The sequence below is a fragment of the Burkholderia sp. 4NA327C6 genome, from assembly GCF_005502655.1.
Classification (GTDB): Bacteria; Pseudomonadota; Gammaproteobacteria; order Burkholderiales; family Burkholderiaceae; genus Burkholderia; species Burkholderia contaminans.
Genome location: NZ_SCNZ01000007.1, coordinates 151,515 through 163,601, shown reverse-complemented (window position 1 = coordinate 163,601; position 12,087 = coordinate 151,515). Strand labels below are relative to the sequence as shown.

Annotated in this window: 10 protein-coding genes; 6 read left to right on the top strand and 4 right to left on the bottom strand. The window is 68.4% G+C overall.

From position 1 onward, the window contains the following. Positions 1–48 precede the first annotated feature (48 nt). From FFS49_RS10140 to FFS49_RS10115, 6 genes are all read left to right on the top strand, one after another. Positions 49–3,195 (top strand): Rne/Rng family ribonuclease, encoded by a 3,147-nt coding sequence (locus FFS49_RS10140; protein ID WP_105816306.1) that lies wholly within the window; start codon positions 49–51, stop codon positions 3,193–3,195. 131 nt (positions 3,196–3,326) lie between these two features. After that, the gene (gene moaA / locus FFS49_RS10135) at positions 3,327–4,439 is read left to right on the top strand and encodes a GTP 3',8-cyclase MoaA (protein ID WP_105817511.1); all 1,113 of its coding nucleotides are present in this window, start codon (positions 3,327–3,329) and stop codon (positions 4,437–4,439) included. Positions 4,440–4,467: 28 nt separating this feature from the next. Further along, entirely contained in the window at positions 4,468–5,085 is a 618-nt protein-coding gene (gene mobA, locus FFS49_RS10130; protein WP_105817512.1) for a molybdenum cofactor guanylyltransferase MobA, read from the top strand. Between the two features lie 106 nt (positions 5,086–5,191). After that, the gene (gene glp / locus FFS49_RS10125) at positions 5,192–6,490 is read left to right on the top strand and encodes a gephyrin-like molybdotransferase Glp (protein ID WP_105817513.1); all 1,299 of its coding nucleotides are present in this window, start codon (positions 5,192–5,194) and stop codon (positions 6,488–6,490) included. A gap of 39 nt (positions 6,491–6,529) precedes the next feature. Beyond that, the gene (locus tag FFS49_RS10120; protein WP_006401288.1) at positions 6,530–6,805 is read left to right on the top strand and encodes a hypothetical protein; all 276 of its coding nucleotides are present in this window, start codon (positions 6,530–6,532) and stop codon (positions 6,803–6,805) included. After that, the gene (locus FFS49_RS10115; protein ID WP_105817514.1) at positions 6,802–7,287 is read left to right on the top strand and encodes a GNAT family N-acetyltransferase; all 486 of its coding nucleotides are present in this window, start codon (positions 6,802–6,804) and stop codon (positions 7,285–7,287) included. The genes FFS49_RS10120 and FFS49_RS10115 overlap by 4 nt, the downstream gene beginning before the upstream one ends. 97 nt (positions 7,288–7,384) lie before the next feature. Here the strand turns inward: FFS49_RS10115 and rmuC are convergent, their stop codons facing one another. The 4 genes from rmuC to FFS49_RS10095 all read right to left on the bottom strand — a co-directional run bounded on the left by rmuC (position 7,385) and on the right by FFS49_RS10095 (position 12,068). Next, positions 7,385–8,863, bottom strand: coding sequence for a DNA recombination protein RmuC (gene rmuC, locus FFS49_RS10110; protein WP_105817515.1), 1,479 nt, complete (start codon positions 8,861–8,863; stop codon positions 7,385–7,387). Further along, positions 8,860–9,849: a D-glycerate dehydrogenase gene (locus FFS49_RS10105; protein WP_105817579.1), complete on the bottom strand. Its 990-nt coding sequence runs from the start codon at positions 9,847–9,849 to the stop codon at positions 8,860–8,862. Before FFS49_RS10105 ends, rmuC begins: the two co-directional genes overlap by 4 nt. Before the next feature lie 82 nt (positions 9,850–9,931). Further along, positions 9,932–11,362 (bottom strand): sodium:proton antiporter, encoded by a 1,431-nt coding sequence (locus FFS49_RS10100; RefSeq protein WP_105817516.1) that lies wholly within the window; start codon positions 11,360–11,362, stop codon positions 9,932–9,934. Between the two features lie 43 nt (positions 11,363–11,405). Next, positions 11,406–12,068, bottom strand: coding sequence for a lactate utilization protein C (locus tag FFS49_RS10095; protein ID WP_105817517.1), 663 nt, complete (start codon positions 12,066–12,068; stop codon positions 11,406–11,408). Between the last annotated feature and the right edge of the window lie 19 nt (positions 12,069–12,087).

Genomic DNA, 12,087 nt, shown 5'->3' with positions numbered 1-12,087 from the left:
CGACTGACAACCGCGAGGCGCCGCCAGCAGAGCCGCCTGGAGTCGTTCATGAAACGCATGCTGTTCAATGCGACGCAGCAGGAGGAGCTGCGCGTCGCCATCGTTGATGGGCAAAAGCTCATCGACATCGACATCGAGACAGCCGGGCGCGAACAGCGCAAAGGCAATATCTACAAAGGTGTCATCACCCGTATCGAGCCGTCGCTCGAAGCGTGCTTCGTCAACTACGGCGAAGACCGCCACGGCTTCCTGCCGTTCAAGGAAGTCGCCCGCCAGTACTTCAAGGAAGGCATCGACATGCGCTCCGCGCGCATCCAGGATGCCCTGCGCGAAGGCCAGGAACTGATCGTCCAGGTCGAGAAGGAAGAGCGCGGCAACAAGGGCGCCGCCCTCACCACGTTCATCTCGCTCGCCGGCCGCTATCTGGTTCTGATGCCGAACAATCCGCGCGGCGGCGGCGTGTCGCGCCGGATCGAAGGCGACGAGCGTCAGGAACTGCGCGAAACGATGGCGCAACTGCAGATCCCGGACGGCATGAGCATGATCGCCCGTACCGCGGGCATCGGCCGCAGCGCCGAGGAACTGCAGTGGGACCTGAACTACCTGCTGCAACTGTGGCGCGCGATCGAAGCGGCGTCGCAAAGCGGCAACGCCGGCCAGCCGATGCTGATCTACCTGGAATCGAGCCTCGTGATCCGCGCGATCCGGGACTATTTCCAGCCCGACATCGGCGAAATCCTGATCGATACCAACGAAATCCACGATCAGGCCCGCGCATTCATGGACATCGTGATGCCGGACAACGTCGCGAAGGTGAAGCGCTACCACGACGACGTGCCGCTGTTTTCCCGCTTCCAGATCGAGCACCAGATCGAGACCGCGTACTCGCGCACGGTGCCGCTGCCGTCGGGCGGCGCGATCGTGATCGACCACACCGAAGCGCTCGTCGCGATCGACGTGAACTCGGCGCGCGCGACCAAGGGCGCGGACATCGAGGAAACCGCCACCCGCACGAACCTCGAAGCAGCCGACGAAGTCGCCCGCCAGCTCCGCCTGCGCGACCTCGGCGGCCTGATCGTGATCGATTTCATCGACATGGAATCGGCGAAGAGCCAGCGCGAAGTCGAGCAGCGCCTGAAAGACGCGCTCAAGCATGACCGCGCGCGCGTCCAGATGGGCAAGATCTCCCGCTTCGGCCTGATGGAACTGTCGCGCCAGCGCCTGCGTCCGGCCCTGTCGGAAGGCAGCCATGTGACCTGCCCGCGCTGTAACGGCACCGGTCACATCCGCGATACCGAATCGTCCGCGCTGCAGGTCCTGCGGATCATTCAGGAAGAAGCGATGAAGGAAAACACCGCGGCGATCCACTGCCAGGTGCCGGTCGAGGTGACCGCCTTCCTGCTCAACGAAAAGCGTCAGGAAATCAACAAGATCGAGTCGCGCTTCAAGGTCGGCATCGTGCTGATCCCGAACAAGCACCTCGATACGCCGCACTACAAGCTCGAGCGCCTGCGCCACGACGACGCACGTCTCGACGACCCGCGCGCGTCCTGGAAGATGGCCGAGGAAGCAGCCCGCGAACTCGAGTCGGAAACCGGCTACAGCAAGCGCGCGGCGGAAGTGAAGCCGAAGCAGGAAGCCGCGGTCAAGGGCATCACGCCCGAGCGTCCGGCCCCGAGCCCGGCACCGCAGCGCCCGGTCGAACCCGTTGCAGCGCCCGCGCCTGTCGCGCCGGCAACCGGCGGCTTCATCGGCTGGCTGAAGGGTCTGTTCGGCGTATCGCCGGCGCCCGCACCCGCACCGGTTGCTCCGGCCCCGGCGAAGGAGCAGGCAGCCCGTCCGGCTCGCGGCGAACGCGCCGAGAAGTCCGAGCAACGCGGCGAACGCGGCGGCGATCGCAACCGCAACCGTCGCGGCGGCGCCCAGCAGGCGCAAGGCGGCCGCGACCAGGTCGCGGCAGGCCGTGGCCAGTCGCAACGCCAGGAGCGCGAAGGCAAGGAAGTGCGCGAACCGCGTGAGGCTCGTGAGCCGCGTGAAGGCCGCGAACCGCGCGAGGGTCGTGAACCGCGTGAAGGCCGCGAGAACCGCGAAGGTCGCGAGGGCCGTAGCCCGCGCGAAGGCCGCGAGCCGCGTGAAAGCCGTGAGCTGCGCGAACCGCGTGAGAATCGCGAACCGCGCGAACCGCGTGAACCGCGCGAGCGTGTCGAGCAGCCGGAAGGCGTCGAAGCAGCCGGTCGTGGCGAGCGCCAGGAACGTCGCGAGCGCCGCAAGCCGACTCAGCATGCGGCAACGCTGGAAACCGTCACCCGTGGCGAAACCCATCCGGAACCGGAAGCCGACAAGGCCGTCGCAGAAGCCCTGCCCGGCGCCGAACTGGCAGCCGACGCGGAAGCCGGCGCGCGTGATGGCGAGGAACGTCGCCGTCGCCGTCGCGGCCGCCGCGGCGGTCGTCGCGAGCGCGAGGAAGACGGCGCAGTCGTCGACCACGCCGAGCAAGGCGCAGAGGGCGAAGTGACGGTGCAAGCCGTGACGCCGGAAGCACCGGCTGCTGCCGAACCGGCCCACACGGCCGCACCGGCAGTCGTCGTGGCAGCCGCCGCGGCAAGCGCCGTCGTCGCCGAAGCCGTGGTCGAGCACCATGCCGAACCGGCGGCACCGGCCGCTGTCGAGCCGCAGCCGGCACCGGTAGTCGAAGCAGCGCCGGTCGAAGCAGCAGTGGTCGCCCAGGCAGCAGAACCGGCACCGGTCGCACCGGCCGTCGATACGGAAGCCGGTCCGGCTCCGGTCGCGGTTTCGCCGACCGACGCGTTCGAAGTGCCGGCCGCGCCTGTCGCCGTCGAGGCGCCTCAGCCGGCACCCGTCGAGCCAGCCGCACCGGCCGTGACGACCGAAGCCGCTCCGGTGGTTGCGGAACCGGCCCATGTCGAAGCGGCGCCGGTCGAGGTCGTCGCAGCACCGGCACCCGCACCGGCTCCGGCCCCCGCCCAACCGGCAGCCGCGCCCGCTTCGGCGAGCCTGGATACCGTGCTGGAGCAGGCTGGTCTCGTCTGGGTGAACACGGACGCCGACAAGTTTGCCGCTGCGCAGGAAGCCGCGTCGCGCCTCCCGCGTCCGGCTCGCGTGCCGCGCGAACGCAAGGCACTGCCGCCGGTCGATACGGCACCGATGCAGCAGGTCGAAACGACGCATCACTGATCGACGCATCGTCCAACCAGGAAAAGCCCGCCTCCGGCGGGCTTTTTCATGTCCGCGCTGCGGGTTTCCGCCCACCGGACCGACCTGCCGCTTGCGGCTAAAATAGAGGTCTGGTCCGCACTTCTTTCAACATGTCCCGACGCATCATTCCTCTCGCCGACGTCAGCGGGATGCCGGACGTCTCCGGCGTCGCGCACGCCCCGGACGGCACGCTGGCCGACACGTTCGCCAGGCCGCTGCGCGACCTGCGCATTTCGGTGACGGATCGCTGCAACTTCCGCTGCGTGTACTGCATGCCGCGCGCCGTCTTCGACAAGGACTACCCGTTCCTGCCGCACAGCGCGCTGCTCACGCACGAGGAAATCGAACGCGTGGCGCGACTCTTTGTCGCACACGGCGTCGAGAAGATCCGTATCACCGGTGGCGAGCCGCTGCTGCGCAAGAATCTCGAATTCCTGATCGAGCGCCTCGCCCGCCTGACCACGCATGACGGCCGCCCGCTGGACCTGACACTCACGACCAACGGTTCGCTGCTCGCACGCAAGGCGCGCGCGCTGAAGGACGCCGGGCTCACGCGTGTGACGGTCAGCCTCGACGCGCTCGACGATACGTTGTTCAAGCGGATGAACGATGCCGAGTTCGCGAGCGCCGACGTGCTCGACGGCATCTTCGCGGCCCAGGCCGCGGGCCTCGCACCGGTCAAGGTCAACATGGTCGTGAAGCGCGGCACCAACGACAGCGAGATCCTGCCGATGGCCGAGCGTTTCCGCGGTACCGGCGTGATCCTGCGTTTCATCGAATACATGGACGTCGGCACGTCGAACGGCTGGAACATGACCGAGGTGCTGCCGTCGGCCGACGTCATCGCACGGATCGCCGAACACTTCCCGCTCGTGCCGCTCGATCCGCATACGGCGGCCGAAACCGCGCAGCGCTGGGGCTATGCGGACGGCGGCGGCGAGATCGGCGTGATTTCGAGCGTCACACAGGCCTTCTGCGGCGACTGCACGCGCGCAAGGCTGTCGACCGAAGGCAAGCTGTACCTGTGCCTGTTCGCGTCGGCGGGCCACGACCTGCGCGCGCTCGTGCGCGGCGGCGCGAGCGACGCCGAGATCGCGACCGCGATCGCCCGCATCTGGCAGGTCCGCACCGACCGTTATTCGCAGCTGCGCGGCAGCGCGTCGGCCGACGCCGTGCCCGACGGCGCCGGCAAGCGGGTCGAGATGTCGTATATCGGCGGCTGACGCACGCCGCCCTTCCCGCCCTCTTGCCATGCCCGCTTCCGCCTCTCCCTCGATCGCCGGCCTGCTGCTCGCAGGCGGGCGCGCCACACGCATGGACGGCGTCGACAAGGGCCTGCAGTTGCTCGACGGCACGCCGCTCGCGCTGCACGCGCTGCGCCGGCTCTCGCCGCAGGTCGACGAGACGCTGATCAGTGCGAATCGCCATGCCGATCGCTATGCCGAACTCGGTGCGCCATTCGATGCGCGCATCGTCGCGGACGAAACACCCGACTTCCCCGGCCCGCTCGCGGGACTGCTCGCCGGCATGCGGGCGGCACGCGCGCCGCTTGTAGCGTGCTCGCCATGCGATACACCCTATCTGCCGGCCGACCTCGTCGCACGGTTGCAGGCGGCGCTGGACGCGCAGCAGGCCGACATCGCCATGGCGGTGACCGTCGACGAACAACTAGTGCGCTCGCCGCAGCCGACGTTCGCGCTGCTGCGCACGTCGCTGGCCGACGATCTCGCCGCCCGGCTCGCCGCCGGCGACCGCAAGGTGCGTGCGTGGTACGCACGCCACAAGACGGTCGAAGTCGAGTTTCACGACGAGCGTGCGTTTTACAATGCCAACTCCTGGCAGGAACTCGCCGCGCTGGCCCGCCGCTGACGGCACCCGTGCGGTTCCCGCCCGCCGCCACGCGAAACCCGCGCCCAGGCACCCTCCTCGCGCCACCGGCCACGAACCCGATACGCCTTGCGGCGCAGTCCGACTGATGATCACGCAATCCTCGCCCGCCCCCCGAACCGCACCCGATTCCGATGCCCCGCTGTCGCTCGCCGACGCGCAGGCGCTCGCGTGCCGCTTCGCGGTGCCGGTCGACGCGTGTGACACGGTGACGCTGCGCGATGCGCTCGACCGCGTGCTCGCGGCCGACGTGAACGCGCCGTTCGACATTCCCGCGTACGACAACTCGGCGATGGATGGCTATGCGTTCGACGGCAGCACAGGCTCACACGCATCGCCGCAAGCCGACGTCACACTGACGGTCGTCGGCACTGCGCTCGCCGGCCATCCGTTCGACGGCGCCGTGGCGGCCGGATCATGCGTGCGCATCATGACGGGCGCGCCGATGCCGGCCGGCTGCGACACGGTGATTCCGCAGGAACGCGTGCGCATCGACGGCGACACGATCCACTTCGCCGCACACGACATCGCACGCGGCGCGAACTGCCGCAAGGCCGGCGAGGATCTCGCGCGCGGCGCCTGTGCGCTTGCCGCCGGCCGCATCCTGCGGCCGTCCGATCTTGGCCTGCTGGCGTCGTTCGGTGTCACCGAGGTTTCGGTGCGCAGGCGCATACGCGTCGCCGTGTTCTCCACCGGCGACGAACTGCGCGAGCCCGGCGAGACGCTCGGCCCCGGCACCCTGTACGACAGCAATCGCGGAATGCTGATCGCGATGCTCGAAAGGCTGCATGTCGACGCGGTCGATCTCGGGATCGTCCGCGACGACCCGGCCGCCCTCGAAGCCGCGTTGCGCGGCGCGGTCGCCGCGCAGGCCGACGCGGTGATCACGTCGGGCGGCGTATCGGTCGGCGAAGCCGACTTCACGCGCGACGTCATGGCACGGCTCGGCGACGTAACGTTCGCGAGCCTCGCGCTGCGTCCCGGCCGCCCGCTTGCGTGCGGCACGCTCTCGCATGCGGCCGATGGCACCGGTCAGACGCTGTTCTTCGGGCTGCCCGGCAACCCGGTCGCATCTGCCGTGACATTCCATGCGATCGTGCGCCCCGCGCTGCTGACGCTGGCCGGCGCGCAGGCCCAGCCGCCGGCGATGTATACGGCACTCAGCACGCAAGCGCTGAAGACGCGCCCGGGCCGTACCGACTACCTGCGCGGCATCGCGACGCGCGCCGCCGACGGCCGCTGGCACGTCGCACCGGCCGGCTCGCAGAGTTCCGCATCGCTGAGCGGCCTCTCGGCCGCCAACTGTTTCATCGTCCTGGGCCACGATACCGCGGCAGTCGACGCGGGCACCCCGGTCGACATCCTGCCGCTCGACGGCCTGATCTGAATTCCACTATCGGTATATCTCTACGGGGGCAATCCGCACATGAAGAAACAAATTTCGTCGATCGCCGCGGGGCAGACCGCAAAGGCGCTGATCCTCGTCTACCTGACGTTCAGCGTGCCGATCGTGCTGCTCGGCATTCTCGTCGCGTACGTCCGCTACGGGATGGTCGAACTGAGCACGATCCTGAGCGCGCTGCTGCTGAACGCCATCCTCGGCTTCGTGCTGCTGTGGATCGCATGCCACGCGTACAACTGGGTCGCATCGCGCTTCGGCGGCATCGAGATCGTGCTGTCCGACCCGCCGGAAGAAGCGTGAACGGCACGCCGCTGATCCGCGCGGCCCAGGCACGCGACGTCGGCGCGATCCTCGCGCTGATGCGCGAGCTGGCCGAGTTCGAGAAACTTGCGCACCTGTTCGTCGCGACCGAGGCCGATCTCGCCGACGCGCTGTTCGGCGAGCAGCCTGCCGCCGAGGCACGGGTGGCCGAGCACGACGGCGCGATCGTCGCGTATGCGCTGTTCTTCCACAATTATTCGACGTTCCTCGGCCGTCGCGGCCTCTATCTCGAGGACCTGTACGTGCAGCCGTCGCAGCGCGGCACGGGCCTCGGCACCGCGATGCTGCGTCACCTCGCGGCGTTGGCCGTCGAGCGCCGTTGCGGACGCTTCGAATGGTCGGTCCTCGACTGGAACCAGCCGGCGATCGATTTCTACGAAAAGATGGGCGCAACCGTGCTGCCCGACTGGCGCATCGTTCGCGTCACGGGCGACGCACTGGATACGCTCGCCGGGCATTGACCACGAGCTGGCTACGCCGGCAATCGCTTCAAAGGAAAACGGGCGCCGCGGCGCCCGTTTTTGCTTTCCGGCCGATGTGGGCCATGTGCGTCATGCGTCACGCGTCGTCCGCATCGGCACCGTCGCCCCCTTCCGCACCAAGCAGCCCTGCCGCCGTATCGCCCGGCAGCGCCTCGACCTGCTTCAGCTTGCGGCCCATCACGCGCGTGCGCTGCTCGGCGGCCTCGATCGAGCGCGTGACCGTTTCGAGCTGCGACTTCGTGCGCGCGAGCACGTCGCCGAACTTGCCGAACTCCGTCTTCACCGCCCCGAGCACCTGCCACACTTCGCTCGACCTTTGCTCGATCGCGAGCGTGCGGAAACCCATCTGCAGGCTGTTCAACAGTGCGGTGAGCGTCGTCGGGCCGGCGACCGTCACGCGATAGTCGCGCTGCAGCAGGTCGGTCAGCCCTGGGCGACGCAGGATCTCCGCATAGAGCCCTTCGGTCGGCAGGAACAGCAGCGCGAAATCGGTCGTGTGCGGCGGGGCGACGTACTTCTCGGCGATCGTGCGCGCCTCCAGCCGCACGCGCGCTTCCAGCGCGCGGGCCGCTTCCTCGACCGCCACCGCATCGGCACGCTCCTGCGCGTCGATCAGCCGCTCGTAGTCTTCGCGCGGGAATTTCGCGTCGATCGGCAGCCACACGGGCGGCGCGTCGCGCGTGCCGGCCTCGCGCCCCGGCAGCCGGATCGCGAACTCGACGCGCTCGCTGCTCTTCGGCACCGTCGCGACGTTCTTTGCATACTGCTCCGGCGTCAGCATCTGTTCGAGCAGCGCCTCGAGCTGCACTTCGCCCCAGGTGCCGCGCGTCTTCACGTTGGTCAGCACCTTCTTCAGGTCGCCAACGCCCGCCGCGAGCGTCTGCATCTCGCCGAGCCCGCGATGCACCTGCTCGAGCCGGTCCGACACGAGCTTGAACGATTCGCCGAGCCGCTGCTCGAGCGTTGCGTGCAGTTTCTCGTCGACGGTGCGGCGCATCTCCTCGAGCTTCGCCGCGTTGTTCGTCTCGATTTCCTTCAGCCGCTGTTCGAGCGTCGCGCGCACCTCGCCGATCCGGCGGTCGTTCGCTTCGGTCAGTTGCGTGAGCTGCCGGTTCAACGTGTCGCCGAACAGCCTGAGCGCGCCCGTCTGCTCCTCGCGCGCCTGCTGCGCCTGGCGCTGCACGCTTTCGCGCATCGCGTCGAACTGCTGCGCATTGCCGGCGACGAGCTTGCCGAGCTGCTGTGCAAAACCCTCGATCTGGTTGTTCTGTACCGTCGCGACGCTCGTCAGTTGCGCGGCGAGCGTCTGCTGCAACTGCGCGAAGCTGCCGGCCAGCTCGGTGCGCGAACCGCGCGCGTTCTCGACGATCTCGCCGCGCAATTCTCGTTCGAGCCGCTCGACCGCGCGCGCCTGAGCATGCGCGGCGTCCTCGATCTGGTCGCCGAGTATCGCCGTATCGTCGTGGCGGCCACCGCCGCGCACGAGCGCGACGATCGCCACCGCAAGCGCGACGGCCAGCACGACGACCGCCGCAAGCAACAACGTCATCGTCATGCGCGCGTCTTCCCGATCACGTCAGGGTTGATCGGATTCGGCGGCTGCCCTGCGCGCGGCCCTTCGCCCAGCGCGGCGATCAGGTTGTCGGCGGCAAGGTTCGCCATCGCTCGGCGCGTTTTTTCGGTCGCGCTCGCGATATGCGGCGTCAGCACGACGTTCGGCACCTCGAGCAGCGCCGGATGGACTGTGGGCTCGCCTTCGTACACATCGAGGCCGGCCGCGGCGATCGTCCCGTCGCGCAGCGCGACGGCCAGCGCCGCATCGTCGACGATCCCGCCGCGCGCGATATTGGTCAGCGTCGCGGTGCGCTTCATCTTCGCGAGCTCGGCCGCGCCGATCGTGTGATGGTTTTCCTTCGTGTACGGCAGCACGAGCACGACGTGATCGGCGCGGGCGAGCAGCGCGTCCTTCGACGCGTATTCGGCATTCAGCTCGGCCTCGATCTCGGGCGCGACCCGCGACCGGTTGTGATAGATCACCTGCATCCTGAAGCCGCGCGCGCGACGCGCTAGCGCCTGGCCGATGCGCCCCATGCCGATGACGCCGAGCGTCGAGCCGTAGATGTCGCTGCCGAGGAAACCATCGTACGCCCACTTCTGCCAGTGGCCGGCGCGCAGCCAGTGCTCGGATTCGGCGATCCGGCGGGCCGCGGCCATCATCAGCGCCCAGCCGAAATCGGCGGTCGACTCGTTCAGCACGTCGGGCGTGTTGGTGCCGAGCACGTTCGCCGCGTTGAACGCGGCCATGTCGAAATTGTTGTAGCCGACCGCCATGTTCGCCACGACGCGCAGGCGCGGCGCCGCCGCGAGCTCGGCCGCGCCGACCGGATCGCCGGCCGTCAGCGCGCCGTCCTTGTCGGCCAGACGCGCGGCGAGCGCGTCGGGCGCGAGTGCGTCGCCGTTGTTCCAGTCGACGTCGAAATACTGCTTGAGCCGCTCGATCACGTCCGGAAAGATCGGACGCGCGACCAGGATCTTCTGCATCGCCATCTCCACGTGCCGCGAGCGGATCGCTGCGCGCCGTGCGCCGCAGGGACCACCCGCTCCAGGGTTGAAAATCGTCAGCTTACGCCGTGAAGAAGATCCACGACGTGAGCAGGAATACCGGTATCAGCACGACCAGCGCCCAGCCGAGATACGCGAAGAAGCTCGGCATCTTCACGCCGCGCGACTCGGCGATCGCCTTCACCATGAAATTCGGCGCGTTGCCGATATAGCTGTTCGCGCCCATGAACACCGCGCCCGCGGAAATCGCGGCGAGCGTCGACGCGCCGGTCGTCATCAGCGACTGTGCATCGCCACCTGCGAGGTTGAAGAACACGAGATAGGTCGGTGCGTTGTCGAGGAACGACGACAGGATGCCCGTCGCCCAGAAGTACATCGCGTCGATCGGCTTGCCGTCCGGCCCCGTGACGAGATGGACGATCTGCGCGAATGCGCCGTCGGCACCGGCGCGCAGGATCACGATCACCGGCGCGATCGTCACGAAGATCCCCGCGAACAGCTTCGCGACTTCCTCGATCGGCGCCCAGTTGAACGCGTTGCCCTCGCGCGCAGAGCGTGGCGTCAGCGCGAGCGACGCGAGCGTCACGCCCACGAGCGCGACGTCGCGCACGAGATTCTGCAATGCGACGTGCGTACCCCATACATCGAACGTGATGCCCGGCTTCCACACGCCGCTCATCAGTACCAGGCCGATCACGGCCGCGAGCAGCACGAAATTGATCTTGCCGTCGATCGACAGCCGGTCGCTGTCGGGCGTCGGGTCGAGCACGGCCGGCCGCTCCTCTCCACCCTTCCGGTAGAAGTATGTATCGAGCACGAAGAACAGCGTCAGCAGCACCACGCAGATGAACAGCATCGGCAATGCGAGGTGCGTGGTCGTCCAGAAGAAGCTCACGCCATTCAGGAAACCGAGAAACAGCGGCGGATCGCCGAGCGGCGACAGCGAACCGCCCGCGTTCGCGACGAGGAAGATGAAGAAGATCACGACGTGCACGACATGCTTGCGGTTGTCGTTGGCGCGCAGCAGCGGCCGGATCAGCAGCATCGCGGCACCGGTCGTGCCCATCACGCTCGCGAGCAGCGTGCCGAGCGCGAGGATCGCGGTGTTCAGCTTCGGCGTGCCGTGCAGGTTGCCGTTCACGCAGATGCCGCCCGCGACCGTATAGAGCGCGGTGAGCAGCACGATGAAGGGGATATATTCCTCGAGCAGCGCATGCACGAGCGTGCCGAACGCGGTGCCCGCGCCGAATGCGAACGCGAACGGGACCAGGAACACGACCGCCCACCCGGCCGCAATCTTGCCGAAGTGGTGATGCCAGAACACGGGGGCGACGAGCGGGAACAGTGCGATGGACAGCAGGATCCCGGCAAACGGGATGCCCCAGAGAGCGGACAGCGTGGCACCGTCGAGCGTTGCGGCCGAGGCAAGCGCGGGGGCGGCGCCAAGCGCGATCCCCGACGCCATGCCCGCCCAGGCGGCATGTCGTTTCATGCAGAACTTCCTTGTTCGAGTGGTAGTGGATGCAGCGGGCGCGTCATGCGCCCCGTACGACGATCACGTGAACGCGGTACGGGCCGTGCGCGCCCAGCACGATGGTCTGCTCGATATCGCCCGTGCGCGACGGGCCCGATACGAAGTTGACCGCGCGCGGCAATTCGCCACGCTCCGAGCGGATCAGCGCAAAGGCGTCTTCATGACCGGCGACGATCCGCGACGCGGGAACGATTGCGATATGCGTTTCGGGCAGCAGGCCGGCCGACGCATAGGTGTCGGGGCCGGACAGCAGCACCAGCGAGCCCGTTTCGGCGGTCGCGCAAAAGCAGCCGGTGAGGCCGACAAGATCGCCATCGCGCGGCTTGCGGCATTCGACCGACAGGCCTGCGCCCGCCCAGTCGAAATCAGCCAGCGTGCGCCACGCGACGGCCTGCGTCGGCAGGCCGTGAGCGCAAAGGTAGCGGGCCGCGGCGGCCGGTACGTCGGCAAGCGTCGCGACTTCCTCGACCGTGGTCGACAGGCGTGCTGCTTCGTCGACGAATGCAGCGACGAGATCGGCCGGCACCGGCGGGCGCGGGCCTTCCGGATGACGGGCGAGATAGTCGGCAACGCTGTCGCGCTCGGCCGCATCGGGTTCGGCCGCGCGCCCCTGCGCCGCGCGAATGCGCGCGAGGATCTGGCGACGGGCAGCGGAAGTGTCCATGAACGGTCCTCGTGACGTT